16 protein-coding genes and 2 rRNA genes (1 of these 18 only partly in view) are annotated in these 22,631 nt (G+C 45.1%); 16 read left to right on the top strand and 2 right to left on the bottom strand.

All coding sequences use genetic code 11. From position 1 onward, the window contains the following. The 13 genes from DESPCE1_RS23485 to DESPCE1_RS0112960 form a co-directional block, all read left to right on the top strand. Positions 1–1,804, top strand: a 23S ribosomal RNA gene (locus DESPCE1_RS23485) (it extends 328 nt beyond the left edge of the window). A gap of 138 nt (positions 1,805–1,942) precedes the next feature. Then, positions 1,943–2,059: ribosomal RNA gene (gene rrf / locus DESPCE1_RS0113015) — 5S ribosomal RNA — on the top strand. 555 nt (positions 2,060–2,614) lie between these two features. Next, positions 2,615–3,532, top strand: a complete 918-nt coding sequence (locus tag DESPCE1_RS0113010; protein WP_019850735.1) for a ketopantoate reductase family protein — start codon at positions 2,615–2,617, stop codon at positions 3,530–3,532. Positions 3,533–3,809: 277 nt separating this feature from the next. Then, entirely contained in the window at positions 3,810–4,613 is an 804-nt protein-coding gene (locus DESPCE1_RS21885) for a hypothetical protein (protein ID WP_019850734.1), read from the top strand. A gap of 236 nt (positions 4,614–4,849) precedes the next feature. Continuing rightward, the gene (locus DESPCE1_RS0113000; protein ID WP_028305567.1) at positions 4,850–5,521 is read left to right on the top strand and encodes a Crp/Fnr family transcriptional regulator; all 672 of its coding nucleotides are present in this window, start codon (positions 4,850–4,852) and stop codon (positions 5,519–5,521) included. Positions 5,522–5,784: 263 nt separating this feature from the next. Next, complete coding sequence (locus tag DESPCE1_RS0112995; RefSeq protein ID WP_019850732.1) at positions 5,785–6,195, top strand: hypothetical protein; 411 nt, start codon at positions 5,785–5,787, stop codon at positions 6,193–6,195. Between the two features lie 26 nt (positions 6,196–6,221). Continuing rightward, positions 6,222–7,160, top strand: a complete 939-nt coding sequence (locus DESPCE1_RS0112990) for a sulfite exporter TauE/SafE family protein (protein WP_019850731.1) — start codon at positions 6,222–6,224, stop codon at positions 7,158–7,160. A gap of 100 nt (positions 7,161–7,260) precedes the next feature. After that, positions 7,261–7,851 (top strand): transferase, encoded by a 591-nt coding sequence (locus DESPCE1_RS0112985; protein ID WP_019850730.1) that lies wholly within the window; start codon positions 7,261–7,263, stop codon positions 7,849–7,851. A gap of 113 nt (positions 7,852–7,964) precedes the next feature. Then, the gene (locus DESPCE1_RS0112980) at positions 7,965–9,764 is read left to right on the top strand and encodes a SulP family inorganic anion transporter (RefSeq protein WP_014794422.1); all 1,800 of its coding nucleotides are present in this window, start codon (positions 7,965–7,967) and stop codon (positions 9,762–9,764) included. Positions 9,765–9,777: 13 nt separating this feature from the next. After that, entirely contained in the window at positions 9,778–10,254 is a 477-nt protein-coding gene (locus DESPCE1_RS0112975) for a 4Fe-4S dicluster domain-containing protein (protein ID WP_014794421.1), read from the top strand. Then, positions 10,242–11,501, top strand: coding sequence for an NAD(P)/FAD-dependent oxidoreductase (locus tag DESPCE1_RS0112970; protein WP_019850729.1), 1,260 nt, complete (start codon positions 10,242–10,244; stop codon positions 11,499–11,501). Before DESPCE1_RS0112975 ends, DESPCE1_RS0112970 begins: the two co-directional genes overlap by 13 nt. Next, positions 11,488–13,557, top strand: a complete 2,070-nt coding sequence (locus DESPCE1_RS0112965) for a molybdopterin-dependent oxidoreductase (protein WP_019850728.1) — start codon at positions 11,488–11,490, stop codon at positions 13,555–13,557. The genes DESPCE1_RS0112970 and DESPCE1_RS0112965 overlap by 14 nt, the downstream gene beginning before the upstream one ends. Beyond that, complete coding sequence (locus tag DESPCE1_RS0112960) at positions 13,554–14,105, top strand: 4Fe-4S dicluster domain-containing protein (RefSeq protein WP_019850727.1); 552 nt, start codon at positions 13,554–13,556, stop codon at positions 14,103–14,105. The genes DESPCE1_RS0112965 and DESPCE1_RS0112960 overlap by 4 nt, the downstream gene beginning before the upstream one ends. Positions 14,106–14,202: 97 nt before the next feature. Here DESPCE1_RS0112960 and DESPCE1_RS0112955 read toward each other — a convergent pair whose 3' ends face one another. Further along, entirely contained in the window at positions 14,203–14,862 is a 660-nt protein-coding gene (locus tag DESPCE1_RS0112955) for a TVP38/TMEM64 family protein (protein WP_019850726.1), read from the bottom strand. A gap of 232 nt (positions 14,863–15,094) precedes the next feature. Beyond that, positions 15,095–16,981: a sigma-54-dependent Fis family transcriptional regulator gene (locus DESPCE1_RS0112950; RefSeq protein ID WP_019850725.1), complete on the bottom strand. Its 1,887-nt coding sequence runs from the start codon at positions 16,979–16,981 to the stop codon at positions 15,095–15,097. A gap of 309 nt (positions 16,982–17,290) precedes the next feature. Between DESPCE1_RS0112950 and DESPCE1_RS0112945 the strand changes: the two genes are divergently transcribed. From DESPCE1_RS0112945 to DESPCE1_RS0112935, 3 genes are all read left to right on the top strand, one after another. After that, complete coding sequence (locus tag DESPCE1_RS0112945; protein WP_019850724.1) at positions 17,291–20,023, top strand: molybdopterin-dependent aldehyde oxidoreductase; 2,733 nt, start codon at positions 17,291–17,293, stop codon at positions 20,021–20,023. A 101-nt stretch (positions 20,024–20,124) separates the two neighbouring features. Beyond that, positions 20,125–22,422 (top strand): pyridine nucleotide-disulfide oxidoreductase/dicluster-binding protein, encoded by a 2,298-nt coding sequence (locus DESPCE1_RS0112940; RefSeq protein ID WP_019850723.1) that lies wholly within the window; start codon positions 20,125–20,127, stop codon positions 22,420–22,422. Further along, positions 22,419–22,628 (top strand): DVU_1557 family redox protein, encoded by a 210-nt coding sequence (locus DESPCE1_RS0112935; protein ID WP_014794413.1) that lies wholly within the window; start codon positions 22,419–22,421, stop codon positions 22,626–22,628. Before DESPCE1_RS0112940 ends, DESPCE1_RS0112935 begins: the two co-directional genes overlap by 4 nt. The last annotated feature ends 3 nt before the right edge of the window (positions 22,629–22,631 follow it).

The raw sequence follows: 22,631 nt of genomic DNA, 5'->3' as shown, positions 1-22,631 counted from the left end.
CATGAGGAATTTTGCTTCCAATGAGGAAGACAAAGGCTTGAATGAAAGCAAAATTTCCAAATGTCCTCAGGGGCTCAAGAAAGCTAAAGGTTTAATAATTCCGTTCCAGGGGTAGGGGAGCGTTCTATTCGCAGCGAAGTCAGACTGTGAGGTCTGGTGGAGTGAATAGAAGTGAGAATGCCGGTATGAGTATGCGAAAAGGTGAGTGAGAATCTCACCCGCCGAAAACCTAAGGATTCCTGGGGAAGGCTCGTCCGCCCAGGGTAAGTCGGGACCTAAGCCGAGGCGTAAAGCGTAGGCGATGGACAACTGGTTGAGATTCCAGTACCACTGAGAAGCGTTTGAGCGATGGGGTGACACAGAAGGATAGGTTAAGCGTGCCGTTGGTTGAGCACGCCCAAGCCCGTAGGGTGTGAGATAGGCAAATCCGTCTCGCGAATAAACCTAAAAGGTGATGGGGAGCGAAATAAGTAGCGAAGTAACCGACTCCAAGCTGTCAAGAAAAGCCTCTAGCGAGCTTACTTAGTGCCCGTACCGTAAACCGACACAGGTAGGTAAGGAGAGAATCCTAAGGCGCGCGAGAAAACCCTCGTTAAGGAACTCGGCAAAATGACCCCGTAACTTCGGGAGAAGGGGTGCTCTAGAGATAGAGCCGCAGAGAAGAGGTCCAGGCGACTGTTTATCAAAAACACAGGTTCCTGCCAATCTGAAAAGAGAAGTATAGGAGCTGACGCCTGCCCGGTGCTGGAAGGTTAAGAGGAGAGGTTAGCCGCAAGGCGAAGCTTTGAATTGAAGCCCCAGTAAACGGCGGCCGTAACTATAACGGTCCTAAGGTAGCGAAATTCCTTGTCAGGTAAGTTCTGACCCGCACGAAAGGCGTAACGATCTGGACACTGTCTCAACGAGGGACTCGGCGAAATTGTAATACCCGTGAAGATGCGGGTTACCTGCGACAGGACAGAAAGACCCCATGGAGCTTTACTGTAGCTTGACATTGGACTTTGGTATGAAATGTACAGGATAGGTGGGAGACTGAGAAGCTAGGGCGCCAGCCTTGGTGGAGTCACAGGTGGGATACCACTCTTTTTGTACTGAAGTTCTAACCTAGGCCCCTGAATCGGGGTTGGGGACCGTGTCAGGTGGGCAGTTTGACTGGGGCGGTCGCCTCCTAAAGAGTAACGGAGGCGCCCAAAGGTTCCCTCAGCGCGGATGGAAATCGCGCGAAGAGTGTAAAGGCACAAGGGAGCTTGACTGCGAGACCAACAAGTCGAGCAGGGACGAAAGTCGGGCTTAGTGATCCGGTGGTACCGAGTGGAAGGGCCATCGCTCAACGGATAAAAGCTACCCTGGGGATAACAGGCTTATCTCCCCCAAGAGTCCATATCGACGGGGAGGTTTGGCACCTCGATGTCGGCTCATCGCATCCTGGGGCTGTAGTAGGTCCCAAGGGTTGGGCTGTTCGCCCATTAAAGCGGTACGTGAGCTGGGTTCAGAACGTCGTGAGACAGTTCGGTCCCTATCCGTCGCAGGCGCAGGAAATTTGAGAGGAACTGACCCTAGTACGAGAGGACCGGGTTGGACGGATCACTGGTGTACCAGTTGTCTCGCCAGAGGCAGTGCTGGGTAGCTATATCCGGATCGGATAAGCGCTGAAAGCATCTAAGCGCGAAGCCGGCCTCAAGATGAGATTTCCCACAGCGTAAGCTGGTAAGACCCCTGAAAGATGATCAGGTAGATAGGCCCGGAGTGGAAGTGCGGCGACGCATGGAGCGGACGGGTACTAATCGGTCGAGGGCTTGACCTAACGAAAGGTCATGGAAAGGTCACCTCACTGAGGGGCTCAAGACTAAGGTGAGGAAAGATGGACGCTTAATTACAGTGAAGAAGACTCTGTGTAGTTTTGAGGGAACAGGAAGTTCGCTCAAAGATAACCACATAAAGATCTGGTGACTATACCGGAGGGGTACCACCCGTTCCCATCCCGAACACGGAAGTTAAGACCTTCAGGGCTGATGATACTTGGACCGCAGGGTCCTGGGAAAGTAAGTCGTTGCCAGGTAAGTAGAGTGAAGAGACCGTCTGTAGTAGATGGTCTCTTTGCTTTTCACTGCGTGAAAACTAAAGTGCATGATGCTGTGGGGCGCCTGGGAAAGTAATATCCACGCGACAGGAGCCTTCGTCCGTGGACGACGCGTGGCGAAAGGCTCGTCCGCCTTTCGTGTTGCCAGGTAAGAGAATAGACTATGCAGTAATGCGTAGTCCATTTAACTTATAGATGAGGAATTCGGCCAAATTTCCAAACGTTTGGAAATTTGGCCTGCAAAGTCTATTTTCTTGCGATTACCTTTAGCCAAATCATATCAAACATACGTTCTGTATGTAGTACTCTGTAAGCATAGTTATGGAATTGCAAAATCGGATTCGTGTCCGATTTTATCCTTCTAGAAAAAACAATTTGAGCAAGAAACTCTGGGGCCGGTACTACCCCCACGCCTATTTCAAAGTGATTAATCGGCTACAAATACACAGAGTACCAATGGTATACTGTATTTGAGGTTCATCTATATAAGAAATAGGGACTTTAAAGAATAGTTAGTGGGGGATTGAGCGGGATATGGAGATCAAAACGGTAGCAATTATCGGCTTAGGTGCTATGGGAATATTGTATGGAAGTCATCTGGCAAAGAAAATGCCTCAGGCTGACTTAAGAATTATTGCCGATCAGCAGAGAATAGATAGATATATAAAGGATTCGATTTTTTGTAATGGGCAACAGTGTGAGTTCCATTATGTGACGCCGGAGGAAAAGACCTCACCGGCAGATCTGGTTCTATTTACGGTAAAGCACAGTGGGTTGGAAGAAGCTATCCGGGCAGTTAAGAATCAAGTGGGGAAAAATACTCTTATTTTGTCTGCTTTGAATGGGATTACCAGTGAGGCTAGGATTAGTCAGATTTATGGCCACGACAAAGTCTTATACTCTGTTGCCCAGGGAATGGATGCGGTCAAAGAGGGGAATAGATTGACTTATGCCCATATGGGTTTTCTTTGTTTTGGCGATCGGGAGCCCGGAAGCAGCTCATCTAAGGTTAAAAGAGTGGCAGACTTTTTTGCGAAGATGGAATTCCCTTATCTCGTTGATACTGATATGCCAAAGCGCCTGTGGGGTAAATTGATGCTCAATGTGGGTGTCAACCAGGCGGTGGCTGTCTATGGCAGCAATTATGGTGTTATACAAAGAGAAGGGCAGGCCAGGGATACGATGATTGCAGCGATGAGAGAGGTCATTGTCTTAGCGGAAAAAGAGGACATTGACTTAAGCGAAGCTGATCTGGATTATTGGTTAGGGGTCCTCAGCCAATTAAGCCCGGAAGGAAAACCTTCAATGCGTCAGGATGTTGAAGCCGGACGTTATAGCGAAGTGGAGCTTTTTGCTGGTACAGTCATAGAACTGGGGAAAAAGTATGGGATTACTACACCGGTGAATCAGAGCCTTTACGATCAAATAAAGGCTGTGGAGGTCGGCTATTAGGGAATTCATTATAGGCATCAGGATATACAGATTTTTATCGGCGATCAAACCTTTAGAGTTTATCGCCGTTTTGTATATTTTTTATTTTTTTCTGTAATAAACGACAACGCTTTCTTACTAAGTAGGTAGAAGCAAGAGAAAGGCGGTGGTCTGGGTGATGCTGCGATGAGAAACCTGAAAGAAATGTATATAGAACTTAGGGAGCCGATCTTTGGCTATCTTTTGCGACTATCGGGTGAATATGACTTGGCAGAGGGCTTAACAGTCAGGGCAAGTTGTGGATATCAATATAACCAAGCCTATCCCTGACACAGAGGCCATAGTGACTTTTGAAAAGGTGTGGTATACCCCGTCTTATACCTATGTGCTCTATACGGTCACGGAACCGAACCAAAACTATTTGATGGCGTCGCAGAGGGTTATTGATATACCTCCCGAAGACTATGCCAGAAATAATTTATCTATGGAGCCTTTAAGTAAAAGGTGGGGAGGTGTCTCTTCGGAGGGATATCATCAGATCATGGTGTTTATGGGTTATCATACTCCGGTTCCGGCACAGGAACTTACGTTAACCGTTTCCAACTGGATCATCCCTGAAGGTTTTATAAGGTCTGACGGGCAAGTTGCAGGACTTAGTTATGAATCCATTGTTCCTGGTGATGCTCCGGATTCCTTCAAGTTTATCTTCTCTGCTCAACCATTGAACCAGTGGCCAGGCAAAGTATCCTTGGATATCAGGGCTATCCAATTTAAAACCTCCGAGGTGTTAAATTTCCCTGTAGATTGGTCATTTTATGTAAGTAAAGAAGGCCAAATCGAGGTTACTGAGGAGCAGGTCCCGGCAGTAGCCTTCTATGACGGTATGGTCAGATTATCGAGTATCGATCCAACCAGTTGGCTGGAACTGGAGATTGTGGAGCCTACGCAAAAGCCCCTAAACAAGCAGCCCTATATTATCATGGCCCCGGACCCGGTCTTTGTTGAACGCTTTAACAACTACTCCACAGGACTGAAAATCACCATAACCATTAATCAGCCTGAGGCACACTTAGTTGTCAATCAGGAAATAGAACTAAATTGAAGCTACCTGGCTTAGATGAAAGAAATAGGGCCTGCGCCTACGTTTATCCGAACGTTTGGCGACAGGCCTTCCTGCCTGAATGGTGATCATTTAGAATCAATATAAACAAACACTATTTCCATCATTTAAAAAATGAATGTTGGCAAATATAGTAGTTATCAGTGAATCGTGATAGAATCGTGATGGATGATACAATGAGTTTTAATGCCAAGTTTGTAAAGCATGAGGTAAAGCCTATGATAGAAAATGCTAACTTTGCTAAAACATTGTTAAGTAAAGAAGAAGAAAGTTTTATTTTGCAATTTGGAACTATCGTGCATTATCACCGAGGACAAGTAATTTTTTCTGAAAGTGATACGGCTGATCGTGTCTACTATATCAAGGAAGGCTATGTAAGGATATTCCGGGTATCCCCATATGGTAAAAAGGTTACTGTTGGAAGTATAAGATCATCGGGACAACTAATGGGGCTTGCGGAGACGCTATATAGAGGGGATCGGACTTGTTTTGCAAGTGCCATTAACAAGGTTACATTAGTAGTAGTACGGCATCGCCAATTTATGGACTTACTTGTGAAATATCCATCAATTGCGATTAAAGCTTCAATAACTCTTGCGATCAGAATGCGAGAGGCAGAACAAATTATCGAAGAAATGGCTTGTTTTCAAGTACCTGGGAGACTAGCGATGTTTTTAGTAAAAATGGCTAAACGAATGGGAGTAGATACTCCTAAAGGTACGAAAATAAACTTTCGGTTAACTCATGAGGAGATTGCCTACATGATAGGTACCTCCAGACAGAATGTTACTTCGCTGCTGAATGTCTTTAAGGATGAGAATAGTATAGCTATTGAGGATAAGGAATTATATATAGTGGACTTTGAAAAACTAAATAATTGGATAGTTTAACTTAAATATTAGAGAAGGATGTCTCCGGTTAGTCAGTGTAAGGACTAAATCAGGAGGCATCTTTTTTTATTTGGCAAGATCGTTATGTCATTTTCCTGACATAAAAAGTGTTAAATAAATGACATAAATGTTGTCATTTTCTTAGCATGCATTTTTTTATAGTTATGATAAATTTCTTTTATAGCCTAATAAAAGTGAAAGGGGGAACAGGAACAAGGACCGGGCTGTAATCAATTCAACTTTAAGAAAGGGTCTTGACATTGATGCATATTTCTAAACTTCTGAATTTCCTCAAAGATCCTCACTCCCAAAAAATTCAGCAGCACAAGAAAAGGTATCAGGAATTGGATGAACTTTTAAAAGTTGCGGTGGATATTAAAGATGCAGCAGCTTTTAAGTCAATCCAGGCAGAAATGAGAGAAGTATTTTTTGAGTACCTGACAGCTCTGGGAGTCGACTCGCTTTATAAGTTTTCTCCCCATCTCGTCCTGGCATGTTTGATTAGTTTAAAATTCGAAACGGTCACTATTCCTCTTTTTAACTGGCAAGTAAGTACGGTATTCGCTTATCTAAGTATGTACTTTTTATTTCATTTAGTATTAAAACCGCTTGTCAGACTGATTATGACCATACTCGCTAAAGTAGCACGGGATAATTTTCAGGTTAATAACTGAAAAATAAAAAGTAGGAGGAGAATAGTATGCATTTTCCATTAGCCGGCGTTGATGCAAATCCCATTTTTTTAGTCCTTTGGGGGGTTTTTATCGGATATGTATTTACATCCGTTGGAGCAGCCGGAGGTATCCTGGCAGGTGTAGGGCATATGAGTATTTTCGGACTTAAAAATGCCAATATGGTAAAGCCTATGAATCAGATTTTGACCCTTGTCACCCCTATAGTAGGTACCCCTCTCTATTTTAGAGAACGCAGAGTTGTTATTCCGACCGCAATCGTTTTGGGTTTGGGTGGAATCATTGGTGCGATGATAGGATCTTCTCTCTCTCACTCTTTATTAAAAGATATGAATGTCTTTCAGCCTTTTTTTGGACTGGTAACTTTGGGTATTTCATTTCGAATTGCTTATGAATGTACAAATAGATTTATAAATAGCCAAAAGAAAGTAAAGCAAGCCAATGACAACTTTGCTAAAAAGGTTAAGGAACTCGGTGAACAAGGAAAATTAAACGAGATCAAGGAAATCGGTGTTAGGTTCCAAAAAACCGGTATCAAGAACAGCTTTACTTTTTCAGGCGAAGAATTCACGTATAATGCCATTGTTGTATTTATTGCGGGGCTATTAGTTGCCATTCTGTCTGCTTCTTTGGGAGTAGGCGGCGGATTCTTACTTGTTCCTTTCATGACCAGCATACTTGGATTCCCAATGTATATTGTAGCCGGAACCTCAGCCTTATCCATATTGGTATCTTCATCAACCAGTATTCTAAACTACCTTTCTATGGGAAGTTCCTTAGACCTTACCTTTTTGGCCTATGAATTAGTTGGTGTTGCGATCGGAACAGTTGTAGCGGCCAGAGTATCAAAGTATATCAATGCCCGTTATATGAAAATGCTCTTAGGTGTTCTTTTATTCTATATTGGTTTGAAATATTTCTTGCCGGTGTTTGGTATTCATATCTAAAGATATTTAGTCTAATTATTTGTGATAGTGGTAATTTTAGCGTATTGGGGTGTAAGTGAATCACAGAGCATCAGTGGATATTCGAGGAGGGCCTGTAGTAATGATATTAGAGAATTCTCCAAAGACATCGTGGAATAGGACTTCAAAGCACCCTAAAGTTCATCATACAGCCTATGTTCATCCGACGGCTGTATTGATCGGTGATGTCAGAGTCTGTGAGAATGTAATGATTTGCCCCAATGTAGTGCTTCGGGCGGATGAGGGATTAACTATTATCATTGGTGCAGGAGCCAATATTCAAGACGGGGTGATTATGCACTGCCTGAAGGGTGGATCTATTGAGATTGGTCAGGGCTGCAGCATAGCTCATTGTGCCTTGGTACACGGACCGGCCCTTATTGGCAGGGAAACATTTGTGGGTTTTAGAGCGATAGTTCACAATGCTAAACTCGGTAAAAATTCATTTGTATCTCATGGTGCAATGGTCCTAAATGTAGAGCTGCCTGATGATAGTTCAGTTCCTGTGGGCAGGATCATTCAATCTGAAGCAGAGACCAGGGAACTTCCAGCGATCGCTCTGCAGGAAATCAGCTTTAAGCATGAAGTTCAGCAGATTAACAAAGAACTTGGCAGGGGATACAGAGAAAGAGATGATGAGATATTTGCTCAGGTGACTATGGGAGCTGAGTAAAAACAAAATCAAGGCGGGACTATGCACAGAATCAGTTATAAAGCTATGTCCCGCTTCTATCCAATCGAAATCCTCAATCAGATTACTTTTTTAACGAAAGAAAGGTAAAGGGTATGAATACAGCGGTATTTGAGAAACACTTCCCATTGATTGATACTCTTAGAACGTATAAGAAAGAGTATATCAAAAAAGATATAACTGCCGCATTGACCGTAGCAGTGATTGCTGTTCCCCAATCTATGGCTTATGCACTCATAGCAGGAGTCAACCCGGTCTATGGTCTTTATACGGCAATTGTGTCAACAATTTTATGCTCGCTTTTTTCCAGCTCCAACCACTTAATTGGAGGGCCAACCAATGCTATTGCCCTCCTGGTAGCGAGTAGTATGAAAAATCATATGGCATTGGAAAACGCTTATGAGATACTCTTTCTCTTGACCTTTTTGGTTGGTGCGTTGCAATTGCTTTTTGGAATATTAAAACTTGGTAAGTTAATTAATTTTGTCTCCCATTCGGTGATTGTTGGTTTTACCGCCGGTGCAGCCGTACTGATCGGATTAGGCCAATTGAACTCATTTCTGGGTATTTCAATCCCTAACTCATCGGAAATGTCTACCCTCAATAAATTGCTTTATTTAGTGACTCATTTAGAAAAGGTTAATTATTACGCACTGGGGTTAGGCTTACTCTCTATTCTTGTAATCGTGATTTGTAAAAGGATTAACAAAAACCTGCCTGGTGCCTTACTGGGAGTCTGCCTCTCGTCCGTTTTGGTAGTAGTATTTTCTATGGAGCAATTTGGGGTAAAGCTCACCGGAACTATTCCATCTCAGTTGCCTCCTTTTAAAATGATAAGCTTTGACTTTGGACTTGCCGGTGAATTAATGAGCGGCGCTATCGCAATTGCCATTATTGCTTTGGTAGAGGCTATTTCAATCTCCAAGGCAATTGCCTCCCAATCCAGACAAAAAATTGATGCCAATCAGGAGATCATGGGACAAGGAATCACCAATGTGGTCGCTCCCTTCTTTCAATGTTTTCCGGGGACCGGATCGTTCAGCCGTTCTGCTATCAACTTCCAAAGCGGCGCCGCCACACGTATAGCCGGCATTCTTTCGGGAGTTTTTGTGGCCATCGTGCTTCTTTTTCTAGGATCTTATGCCAAGTATATTCCCATGGCGAGTTTAGCCGGCGTGATTTTAAACATTGCCTATAATATGGTCAATAGGGCCGAAATCAAAAGAATATTTAAATTAAATAAAGCAGATGCCTTAGTCATGGGTACGACAGCCGTTGCGGCAGTAGTATTACCTCACTTGGATACAGCGGTTTATTTAGGGATTGCTGTCTCAATTATGATCTATCTTAGGGAAGGGAGCAAAGTTCATATCAAGATCCTTACCCCTGCTCAGGGAAAAGAGAATACCTTCATCGAAAAAGAGATACAATCTGTTGAAGCAAAAGTAGATACACTTATTGTGCATATTCAAGGCAATCTTTACTTTGGTTGTGCGGATGAGCTGGAAAAGAAGCTGGATTTACTTGTTGGCAAAGCCAGTATTGTTATCATTCGCATGAAAAGAGTGAATAGCATCGATGTAACCTCCCTGGATACCATGAAACTGTTTGTCCAAAAGATAAAAGAAACAGGCGGGAAAGTCATCATATCCGGTGTGAGTTCAAGTGTGGATAAATTGCTGACAGAATCGAAGCTTGCCCAGGAAATAGGTGAGGAAAACATTTTTATTTCTCAAGAAGATTTATTCGCATCATCCAATGAGGCTTTAAAAAGAGCAAAATATTTTCTGGATTACGATATAAGCAAAGTTAAAGAAATGTTTAGCAATAGCGCATTTATATTTAATGATCAATTTGATTCACCAAGACAAGCCGTTTCGCAGAACACTAATTAGGAAGGAGACGCTCATGCGCAAAATCTATTTTCAACCCCAACGATGTGACGGATGCTTAGCTTGTGAGCAAGTTTGCCGTGAAAAGCACTCCAAAACCCAGAGCTTATTTAACTCTAAAGTTGAGATACCTTTAGCAAAACCACATATTAGACTATCAGGATTAGATGGTCGTTATTCAGTATCTATTTGTCAAAACTGTGTTCATGCTTCCTGTGTGGAAGCTTGTATGGCGGGTGCCCTGAGGTATTCCGATGAAGGAAATGTCATACATGATGCAGAGCAATGTGTGGGGTGCTATATGTGTGTTATGGTTTGCCCTTTTGCCGCAATCGCTCCTCAAGAAACAACTGGTAAAGCCGGAAAGTGTCAATTATGCCTGGATGAAGAACAACCACCTTGTGTTTTAGCTTGTTCGAGGAAGGCGCTCCTCTTTGGTACTTCTGCGGAGTATGAAGAAGAAATTGAAGGTGATCTAATATGCATTATGTGATTATTGGCAACAGCGCAGCGGGAATTTTCGCAGCCGAGACGATCCGCGGACTCGATCCATCGGGGAAAATAACGATGATCTCCGAAGAAGACAATCGACCTTATTCACGCTGCTTAACCTCCTATTATATCGGGAAAGAAATCGATAAAGAGCGCATTTATATTCGGGATGCCAATTTCTATGCCGAAACAGGCATCGACTTCATTCCGCAAAAGGTTGAACAACTGAATGATGCAGAGAAAAGCGTCACATTACAATCAGGGGAAGTCATCAGCTATGATAAGCTCTTAATTGCCACAGGTGCTTCTCCCTACTCCTTACCGGTAGAAGGACTTGATTTGGAAGGAGTATTCGAGCTTCGTACTCTGGCAGATGCACGTAAGATCATGGATTTTGCTCCACATGTCAAGGAAGCGGTGGTCATGGGGGCTGGATTAGTAGGACTTAAGGGGGCCCATGGACTTCATGAACTCGGCATTAAGGTTTCAATCATCGTTAATTCCCGGATCATGTCCAGATCGGTTGATCCTCATACAGGGCAAATTATAACCGAGTTATTAGAGAAGGATGGGTATGAAATCATCTACAACACGAAATTAAGCAAGATTTTGGGCGAAAACAAAGTAGAAGGAGTTAGTCTAAGCTCCGGAAGGGAAATTCCTTGTCAATTGGTTTTAATGGCTGCCGGAGTTAGCCCCAATGTTGATCTGGTAAAAAACACCGGTGTAAAGGTTAATAACGGGATTATAGTAGATAAGCATATGCAAACGACAGTTCCCGATATCTATGCAGCGGGAGATGTTGCCGAAGCTTATCATGCTGTTTGGGATGAAAAACGAGTTATTTCCATCTGGCCTGTGGCGACAGCACAAGGAACCGTTGCCGGAAGTAATATGGCTGGAGTCGAGAGAGTTTACGAAGGAGCCGTTGGCTCTAATTCGGCAGTGTTTTGCGGCGTTGGCGTCGTTTCGGCGGGAATTCCCTATCTGCCCACCGGAGAAGGAAAAGAGTTGAGCACTTATGATAAAGTAACCAAACGTTATCGGAAGTTTATTGTTAAAGATGACATTTTGGTTGGCATGATCATGGTGGGCGATATTGATGGTGCCGGCATTCTAACCTCAATGATCAAGCAAAAAACCAAAATAAGCTTGGATACCTTAAACTATTGGCTCAATCATCCTGTTCGGTTTCAGGGGTATAGTTTAGCAGAAGCAAAAGGGGGAAATTTCTATGGCATATGTTAGAGTCCAGGGGCTTCATAGAAATAGAACCCCTATGCCTAACAGTGACAAGGTCAAAACCTCAATTTGTTGCCTTTGTAACGGTGGGTGTGGTCTTAAAGTTCAGATAGGCTCTCATGGAAATGTGGAAGCTATTTATGGTGATCCGGATAATCCCTATAATAAAGGCAAAATATGCCCTAAACCCATAGAGATTATTGAAAACTTGCATGGTCCGGAACGAGTTCAATACCCTATGAAGAAGGTTAATGGTGAATTTGTTCGGATTAGCTGGGAGGAAGCTATCGATACCATAGCTAAGAAGTATAAGGAGCTCTCAGACAACTTCGGCACAGGTTCTATTATCGGCATGACCTCTAAAATTGGAGGATCCTTTAGCAAGTTTGCCTTAAAGATCTTTAGCGAAATAGCCGGTTTTGCCAACTATGGCACCGGACCCATTTGTTTCAGCTCAGAGGAAAAAGTCAGAAAAGAAATGTTCGGCAAGGCAGCGGCTACGGCTCCTCTTCATGATGTCATTTACGCAAAGATTGTCTTAAACATTGGCAATAACTGTGCGCAAACGAAAGCTGGCCAATTTCATTGGCTGCAGGAAGGTCAAAAACATGGCGCCAAAATAATTACCATCGATACCCGTTATACTGAAACAGCTCAACTAAGTGATCAATTTATTCAAATTAACCCGGGAACTGATGGTGCTTTAGGCATGGCCCTTTTGCACCTGGTCATCAAGAATAAGCACTATGACGAAGAATTTGTTCATATTAATGTGAATGGCTTTGAGGAACTGGCTGAAGCTGTTAAGGATTTCACAGCGGAGAAGGCAGCAAAGATAACAGGGATACCACAAAAGGTCATTGAAGACTTAGCTCATGAGCTGGGAACACAAAAACCTGCCATCATGTGGCCGGGACGGGGAATTGTTTGTGTAAATAATGCCGAGCACGCCTTAATGGCCTTTGAATCCTTAATGGCCATTCTCGGCAATGTTGGCAAGCCGGGTTCGGGAGTAGTTTCCCATCTCAACGGGTATGGGCAGCCGGCTAATTTGATTAAGCCTGAACATGTCGTAAAGCCAAGCTTCAAGCTTCCGGCTGACAAGGTCATTGAGGGTATGGAGAGCGGCCAAATAAAAATGATGTATATTGCGGGTAACCCTTGTGCTAACTGGCCTGAGAGTAGCCGCATGAAAAAAGCTATAGGTAATCTTGAATTGGTTGTATCTCACACCTTAACCCTTGATGACTCTGCCAGTTTAGCCCATATTGTCTTACCGGCAACTCATTGGCTGGAAGAAGCAGGTATGCAACCGGGAATTCACAGAGTCATGCAATGGCGAGATAAAGCAGTCGAGCCTTATGGCGAAGCAAAACCGGCTGCCGAAGTGTTTAAATTAATTGCGGAAAAAATGGGACTTCCTTCAGAGTATTTCCCCGATACACCCGAAGAAGCCTGGGATGTAGAACGGAAGCTTATTGGGAGTATTAGTGCCATTACAGTTGAAAAAATGACCGAAAAGCCCGGTGGTGTTCATTATCCTTACTCTGAAGGGGGAGAAGAAAATCACAGACTGTATAGCAAGGGATTCAATACCTCTTCTAAGAAGGTTGAATTATTAAGAGAAAAAGGGATTGTGCTTAAATACAGAGATCCTCTTGAATCCCCGGGCAATGAATCGGTGAGCCGTGAAGACTATCCTTATTTTGTTAGCTCTGTTAAGGTGGCAGCCCATTATCATACACAATGTCAATACAGCAAATTGGCACGAGAATTCGAAAAGCCCTATGTCGAGATTCATCCTCAGACGGCAGTTAAGATTGGAGTTAAGGATGACGAGACTATCCGAATAGAAACACCGACAGGGGCAATTTCCTTACCTGTTAAGTTAACTTACTCCGTGCCTCAAAATCATTTCTTTACTCAACCCTACTTTGGCAAAAGATATAACTTAGACCCGATCAATACACTATTGCCCAGCGTACTAGATCAGCCCGGAGGGAATTTCCCTCATAAAAACATATTATGCAGGGCTTATCCCGAAGGGGGATGTGAAAAATGAGCGACATGGCAATGTTAATCGATAGCACGACTTGTATTGGGTGCAAAGCATGTTTGGCAGCATGCAAGCAGGAGAATGGTCTTGCTCCAGGTAATAACTACCTGAAAATGATTCCGATTGAATTTCTAAATAACCACTATGTAAGGTATTATGCCCATGTGTCCTGCCGTCATTGCAGTGAGCCACAATGCGCTGCGGTTTGCCCGGTGGGAGCAATTAAACGCTCTGATGACGGTGTCGTAGTTCATAATGAATTGTTATGCATTGGCTGTCAGGTATGTGCATCGGTTTGTTCTTACGCAGCCATGAGAATCATGAATAACGGTATTGTTGGTAAATGCAGTCTGTGTAAAGAGCGCATAAGTTCCGGTTTATCCCCGGCCTGTGTCTCTATTTGCCCCGCCAGCGCCAGGGTGTTTGATGCAAAAGAAAAGGTGGTTAGGCTTGCCAGGGAAAGAGAAATTGAAGCGGAGAAAAAAGGCTATAAGGCAAAAATTGATGGGATTGATACTCAAAATAAGGTGTTAACTTTACTCCCGGGAAGATAGTTGTCAGACACAGTCTGACGCCCCCCTGACTATGGTAAAAGACCGTCTGTTATGACGGCCTTTTGCTTTTACTCCTAGAAACTTTTATGGATGAGGTTTATTTTTCTCCGTAATATGTATTGCTTTGTCTCCTAAACAGATAGCTGAGTCCCCAGAGGATGATAAGTGCAGCGGCGCCGATTAAAAGCCAAAGGGAGGTTGAATTGATCAAACCCAAATAGATGAGGGCGGTCCCTAAATAATAGGGGATAATGGTTACAGCCCCCGTCCAGACATAGGGCCATAGTTTTACCGACGGCATAACACCAGCGATATAGCCCACTGCGTGGGCAGGAAAAGGAATAAGACGGGCAATAAATAGCCCTAAGGTCCCCTTACTGTCAATCCAATGATCTACCGCTTCAAAAAGTTGTGGAGAAAATATCTTCTGGAAGAAATCTTTCAAGTAATAATGAGCAAGATAGTAGAGGATAAAGGTACTTAAGGTATATCCTATCCAGGAATAAAGGGCTCCCCAGAACACACCGAAGATCTTAAGCAAGAGAATAAAAAATCCCTCGGAAGGTATGGGGGTCATACAAAGTGCTCCCATAATCAGAATGGCAAGGACAATACCGCCGGGTCCCCAGGATTGGATCAGGGTAGAGAGTTCATTTCTGCGGTCGAGATAGAAAAAGAGGACAATCAGTAAAGTAGAAATGATAAGAATTAAGGTAAGCCAAATATTATTTTTACCATGAGTAGTCTGAACCTTCAAGCTGTTTACCACCTTCCTTGGGGAACAAGCGTTTTTTGTATGCCCTTTGGCACTGAGTAAAAAAACAGGATCTACTTTCATATTATATATAGTTTTAAGGATAAGTAACAGACTTGCAGAAAGAACAGTGATAAATAGTGTAGATTTGGAGTTTAAAATGATTTAAGAAGGGGCTGCGTGAAATCTTAAATTTTCACGCAGCCCCTTATATTTTTAAGGTTATCATTCCTGGTTAAGTTTTCGGTACGCTAATATTAAACTCTTTCATTTTTCGGTATAAGGTAGTACGGCTGATCCCTAAGAGCCGGGAAGCAGGCAGAATTTTTCCGTCAGTTTCAATCAGGGCTTGAAGAATCATTTGACGAGTTTGGTGAGCAAGCATAGATATAGGTTCTGAACCATCTTTCTCACTCAAAGATTCTCTTACTTCCTTGGGTAAATCATCGACTGTGAGCATCGAGTCAGTACACATGGCAACCATCCCGGCAATGCAATTTTCCAATTCGCGAACATTTCCGGGCCAGCTATAGGAATAAAAATAGGGATGGATTTGGTCATCGATTTCGATAATGGGCCGACCAATGGCAGCACAGGCTTTATGTATAAAATGAATGACCAGCTCGGGTAAATCTTCAAGCCGCTGGACCAGAGGCGGTAAATCGATAGACACCACTTTAAGCCGATAGAATAAATCATGGCGAAAGGCATTGGCATCAACCAGAGCCTTTAAATCTTTGTGAGAAGCGGTTATAACGCGAACATCAATTTTCTGAATGGTTTTGCCTCCGATTCGGGTAAGTGATTTTTCCTGAAGCAGACGCAAAAGAGCAACTTGCGCATTAAGTGGCATATCACCAATCTCATCCAGGAAAATGGTCCCTTCATGAGCAAGTTCAAATTTTCCCGGTTGTCCGCCGCGACGGGCGCCTGTAAAAGCGCCGTCTGCGTAGCCAAACAATTCGCTTTCCAGAAGAGTACTGGGAATGGCTGCGCAGTTAAGAGCAATGAAAGGTCCGTTCCTGCGCAAACTTAATTCATGAATCATGCGGGCTATAATCTCTTTTCCCGTACCCGTCTGTCCTTGAAGGAGGACAGAGAAATTAGTTTGAGCTGCTTTGTGTGCTTTTTCTAAAATTACTTGTGATTTAAGACTTGTTCTACCCACCCAGCCCAAACCATCCATTTTCTGCTCATTAATTTGTATTACACCCACAGCCCCTAAGGAGTTTCCCGAGTTGTCGGAAATTCGTTGAAAATGCGTCACTACTTCATGGCCTTTGCTGTCTTTATGCCTTAAATCAAGAATATCCTGATTTAAGAGCCAGCCTTTCGGTGCACCTAAAACATCGGCAACATGCCTGCCTAAAAGATCCTCCTTTTTCAAGCCGATGAGGGAAGCACCCAGGGAATTGATCTGGGTAATCATTCCGTGCCGGTCGACAGAAAGGAATCCTTCTTTTAAAAGGTCAAGGGCCAGCTTAGTACCTTGTTTATAGAACTTTAGCTCGCGTTCAATAGTTAAATTGCGTAGGTTTTGTTCAATTAAACGTGCCCCTGTAAGGGCGATATCCAGAGTACAATCCTGATTTCCAATTTCGGAGCTGATATCGATAACGCCGATAACTTCACCGTTAAGTTCATGTATAGGTACAGCCGAGCAGGTTAAAAAATGGTTCTCTTGTACATAATGCTCGACACCGTGTATGGTGACGGGCATATCTTCGACGAGAGCTGTGCCAATGGCATTTGTCCCTTTTACATCTTCTCCCCAATTCCCCCCCGGAGAAAGGAAAATCCGTTGGGCTTTACTTAAGAAAGGGCCCTCTCCCAGGGACTCCAGGATAAAAGCATCTTTATCCCCGAGCAGGATGGAGAAATTTGAGCAGCTGTTGAGGAGTTGGAATAGAAAAGGCAGGACAGAGCTTGCAGCACGTATAAGGTCTTCCCGGGATTCCCGCAACTCCCGTAGATCAGAGTCGTTAAGGAATTTATTGTGTGAAATGACAGTAGGATTAATATTGTGACCCAGACTTCGTTCCCAAGAGCGATAAATTAAAGGTGTAATATCTTGAACCACCGGTTCTCCATTAACAAACCTTAGCCAATTTTCCTGTGGCATTATCAATCACTCCTAATCATGATAGAAGTCCCTGATTACCATTACTTCCCAATATTAAGGGTATCACATATAGTCTTTTAGTTCAACGGTTCAATGTTCATTTTGATTACAGTGTTCCGACATAAAGTGTTCACTTTTGAAACCTTAACGAAGGACTGGGTTCTATAGTAAGAATAGCTAGGGTTAAACCCCTTGATTGTTGCAGATTCGTTTTAAAGTAGACTAGAAATTTTATAGATTCCCACTGGCACAAAACTTGCAATAAATAGTTTGAAGTTAAAATATTCTGATAAAAAAGGAGTGGTTTCTTTGATCAACAAGAGCATAGTCATCAACGGAGTACGCCAAACCCTGATCGTTGAAGGGGAAGTAACGCTGGCTAATGTGCTGCGCGGCCAACTGCATTTGACCGGAACCAAAATTGGCTGCGGAAAAGCTCAATGCGGTGCATGCTCCGTCATTATGGATGGAAAGATTGTCCGTTCCTGTGTGACCAAAATGAAACGAGTTCCTGACGAAGCAGAAATTACAACTATTGAGGGTGTAGGCACCCAAAAAAATCTACATCCCTTGCAATTGGCATGGATGATCCATGGTGGAGCCCAATGTGGTTTCTGCAGTCCTGGCTTCATCGTTTCTGCCAAAGGGCTGTTGGATGAAAACACGAACCCTACCCGTGAAGAGGTCAGGGATTGGTTCCAAAGACATAGGAATGCCTGCCGATGTACGGGGTATAAACCTTTAGTCGACGCGGTCATGACGGCAGCCCGGTTAATCCGCGGTGAAGTCAAGGTCGAGGAACTGTGGGAGAAGCTTCCTCAGGACGGTTCCATTTGGGGGAGCAATTATATCCGTCCCTCAGCTCTGGCTAAGGTCACCGGAACGTGTGATTATGGTGCGGATCTGGGGATAAAAATGCCTTGTGGCACATTGCAGTTGAAACTGGTTCAAGCCAAGGTTTCTCACGCCAATATCCTTTCCATCGATACCGCTGAAGCTGAAAAAATGCCGGGGGTTTATAAAGTTATTACCCATAAAGATGTTCAAGGGAAAAACCGCATTACCGGTTTGATCACTTTCCCGAACAATAAGGGGGATGGTTGGGACCGTCCCATTCTTTGCGATGAAAAAGTATTCCAATTCGGCGATGCCATAGCTATTGTAGCCGCCGATACCGAAGAACATGCCCAGGCTGCTGTTGAAAAAGTTAAGGTTGAATTGGAAATCCTGCCTGCTTATATGAGCGCACCGGCGGCTATGGCAGATGATGCCATCGAAATCCACCCCGGAACACCCAATATTTATTGGGAAACGAAAGTCATTAAAGGGGAAGAAACTGCTCCCGTCATGGAAGACCCCAATGTTGTCGTAGTACAGGATGATTTTTATGTGGGACGTCAGCCCCATTTGCCTATGGAGGCGGACGTGGGATTTGCCTACATTGATGATGAGGAGCGGGTTGTTATTCACTCCAAGAGTATTGGCATCCACTTGCATCACGCTATGATTGCTCCGGGGCTGGGTTTGGAACCCGAGAAATTAGTGCTGGTTCAGAATCCCGCGGGCGGAACCTTCGGCTACAAATTCAGTCCGACCATTGAGGCCCTGCTGGGAGTCGCAGCAATGGCCACCGGAAAACCGGTATTTTTGAACTTTGATTATTATCAGCAAATAACCTATACCGGAAAGCGTTCACCCTTCTTTATTAACCTTAAATACGGAGCGACAAAGGAAGGGAAATTGCTCGCTATGGAGGCGGACTGGAGCGTTGACCATGGTCCCTATTCCGAATTTGGCGACTTGGTCACTCTGCGGGGCAGTCAATTTATCGGCGCAAGCTATATGATTCCCAATATTCGCAGCAATGGCCGTACTGTCTGTACAAACCATGCCTGGGGTTCCGCTTTTCGTGCCTATGGATCTCCCCAGAGTCTCTTTGCTACCGAGGTGCTGATGGATGAATTAGCGGAGAAGCTTGGCATGGATCCCTTTGAACTTCGCTATAAGAACGTTTATCGGCCAGGTGATACCACGCCGACAGGGTGTCAGCCTGATGTCTATAGCCTGGTTGAAATAATGGATAAATTGAGACCTCTGTACGATGCCGCTAAAGAAAAAGCCAAAGCAGAATCTACTGCAGATAAAAAACGGGGAGTAGGTATCTCCCTTGGTGCTTATGGAGCAGGTCTTGATAATCCGGATGGTTCGGAAGCCTGGGCTGATTATACAGAAACAGGTGTTACTATTTTCAATGCCTGGGAAGATCACGGTCAAGGCGCGGATATGGGAACATTGGCTACTGCTCACCAGGCTTTATTGCCCTTGGGAATCAAACCGGAACAAATCAAGCTGGTTATGAATGACACGTCTAAGACACCGGCCAGCGGTCCTGCCGGAGGGAGCCGCTCCCAAGTGATGACCGGGAATGCAACTAAAATTGCCTGTGAAGAATTGTTAAAAGGTATTCAAAAACCTGACGGCAGCTACAGAAACTATGCTGAACAGGTAGAAGCAGGTCTGCCCACCCACTTCGTCGGTAAGTACAGTACCCCCGCCGGCTATAACGGCTGCGATCTGGAAACCGGACAAGGGGCCCCCTTCACTACCTATATGTATGCAGCTTTCCTGTCTGAGGTGGAAGTGGATATTAATACGGGAAAAACAAAAGTTCTCGGCATGACAGGTATCTTTGATGTGGGAACCCTGGCTAATAAGCTGGTGGTGGACGGCCAGATGTACGGCGGGATGATCCAAGGACTTGGTCTGGCCTTAAGCGAAGACTTTGAAGATTTAAATAAACATATTGACCTGATCAGCTGCGGTCTGCCTTATTCCAAAGATGTTCCCGATAAACTGGTGGTCGACTATGTTATGCCCCCTCGTGAGCATGGACCCTTCGGAGCCTCCGGTGTCGGCGAAGCACCCCTGACCTCTCCCCATGCATCCATCATCAATGGCATTACCGATGCTTGCGGCGTACGCATAACCAAACTGCCTGCCCTTCCGGAAAAAATCCTGGCTGGGTTAAAGGCCAAACCATAATCTTTTTACTTTCTGATGCTGCTGCAAGCCTGGCCGGCTCAGGCCGGTAAGGTTTGCAGCGGCCCTTTCTTTAGTAGATTAAGGCAAAAGTAGGGATGAAAATGGAGCAGGATGAACTGAGACGATTGGAAAGTAAATGTATCCAGGAAAGTCCTCCCGCTTGCACGGCAGGATGTCCTATCCACGTTGATGCCAGGAAGTTCCTGCAGGCAATCCAGAATCAGGACTGGCAGGGAGCCTTGGCGGCCCTATGGCAAAAACAGCCTTTTCCGGGGATCATCTCCCGAATCTGTGATCATCCCTGCCGAGGGGTTTGCCGGCGCGGAGAGGTGGGGGGGGCCGTCTCTATCTCCGCCCTGGAAAGATATTGTGTGGAAAACCATATTTATAAAACCCCCAAGGTCAAACCTATGGCGTATAAAAGTCAAAAGGCCGCCGTGATTGGCGGGGGGCTGAGGGGGTTAACCGCTGCACTGGATTTAGCGAAAAAAGGGTTTCAGATCACCATCTTTGAGGCAATGGACCGGCTGGGCGGGAGGCTCTGGGCTTATCCTGAGCAGCGGCTGCCCACCGATGTCATCAGGGAGGAATTGAAGCTTCTCAACCGTCCTAACATGGAAATACGTGTGAATTCCCTCATCACCCGACAAGACCTGCCCTCCCTGCAGGAGGAATTCGATGCCCTGTACATCGCCCTGGCAGCTGGGGCGGCTCCAGCTGCGGATGTGTTGGGAGCCAACTGTTCTGTGGATAAACATACCTGTGCCACTTCCCAGGCCGGAGTGTTTGCCGGGGCCTATATGGGCGAGCCTTCACCGATTCAGGCGGTCGCTGAAGGCAGAAGGGCCGCCCTGTCCATCGACCGTTACCTGCAAGGGGCTTCCTTGACGGCCTCCCGGGAATGGGAGGGTGAGTATATCAGCAATCTTTTCGTCAATTTGGAGGGGATTGCTCCTCTTGATACTGTGGCCATGAAGGATGAAAACCAAGGATATAGTGGCGAAGAAGCCTTGGCGGAGGCCAGGCGTTGTCTGAATTGTCAATGCCTGGAATGTGTTAAAGCCTGCAAATACCTGGAGTCCTATGGCCGGTACCCCAAGAAATATCTGCGGGAGATATACAATAATGATGCCATTGTCAAAGGAACCCGTTATGCCAATAAAATGATTAATTCCTGCAGTCTCTGCGGGTTATGCGCAGAAATCTGTCCCCATGAACTGAATATGGGGGAGGTATGCCTGAGCTCCAGGGAAGGGATGGTCAGAAACAAGCGGATGCCCCCTTCAGCCTATGATTTTGCCCTACAGGATATGGCGTTCAGCAACAGTGAGCAATTTCAGTTGACCCGCCACCAGCCTGAATTCAGTGAGAGCAGGTTTGTCTTTTTCCCTGGGTGTCAGCTCAGTGGATCGGCACCGGAGCATGTGGAGGAAGTATATGCTCTATTGACGGCACATCTGCCGGGAGGGATGGGGTTGATGCTGCGCTGTTGCGGAGCCCCTGCCCAATGGGCTGGAGAGCAGGAAATGTTTCAAAAGGCAATGGCTGATCTCGTCAAAGAATGGGAAAGCTTGGGGCGGCCTCAGGTCATTGTGGCCTGCTCCTCTTGCTATAGCTTATTTAAAGAGATGCTCCCTGTGGTATCTCTCTGGGAAGTGCTGAACACCCTGGAACTTTCTCTTCCAGTCCACAATATACCCTATAAATTTGCGGTACAGGATCCTTGCACCACCCGGCATGAGGAGAGTATTCACAGGGCTGTTCGGGAGCTTTTAAACAAACTCAATTGTCAAGTGGAAGAACTGCCTTTTAGTAAAGAGTTGACCAAATGCTGCGGTTTCGGTGGACTGATGTCTTTTGCTAACCGCAGTTTAGCTAAGGAGGTCACGGTGGCGAGAAGTCAGGAAAGTTCTCTGGACTATATTGCTTACTGCGCTATGTGCCGTGATCGTTTCTCAGCTTATGGCAAACGGATCGTCCATATTTTCGACCTGATTTTTCCCAAGGCAGAAAGGGATGCAGCTGCACGGGAAGATCCGGGGTTTTCACGCCGCCACGAGAACCGGGCTAAGCTAAAGAGAACAATGCTTCGGGAAACCTGGCGGGAAGCTTTGGAATCCGAAAGGGGGGATCGAGCCATAGAACTGATAATCAGGGAAGAGGTCAGAAAAAGCATGGAAGAGCGGTTGATCTTGATTGAAGATGTTCAGCAGGCCATCCAGGCGGCTGAGAAAAGCGGCCGAAAGTTCATTAATCTTGAGAATGGCCATAGTTTGGCTCATCACCGTCCAAGCCGGGTTACTTACTGGGTGGAATACAAGACTCAGGAGAGCGGTGCCTACCTTGTTCATAATGCCTACAGCCACCGGATGGAAGTTATCGAGGAAGTGAAGTCATGAGCAAGGGAGAGAATCAACCTAAAACAGTCTGGAAATGCGGTAAGTGCAACGCCGAGCTTAGCCGGGGTACAGTGACGGTTGCTTACCTGGGCAATGAAATCCGGGTAGAAGAACTGAAGTGTGCCCAATGCGGCTTGGTCTTGATTACGGAGGATCTGGCCTTAGGAAAGATGTTCGAGGTGGAGCAAAGCCTAGAGGATAAATAGAGG

Origin of the sequence: Desulfitobacterium sp. PCE1 (assembly GCF_000384015.1) — a bacterium.
GTDB lineage: Bacteria > Bacillota > Desulfitobacteriia > Desulfitobacteriales > Desulfitobacteriaceae > Desulfitobacterium > Desulfitobacterium dehalogenans.
The sequence above is the reverse complement of the archived record's forward strand: the minus strand, read 5'-3'. Positions and strand labels throughout refer to the sequence as shown.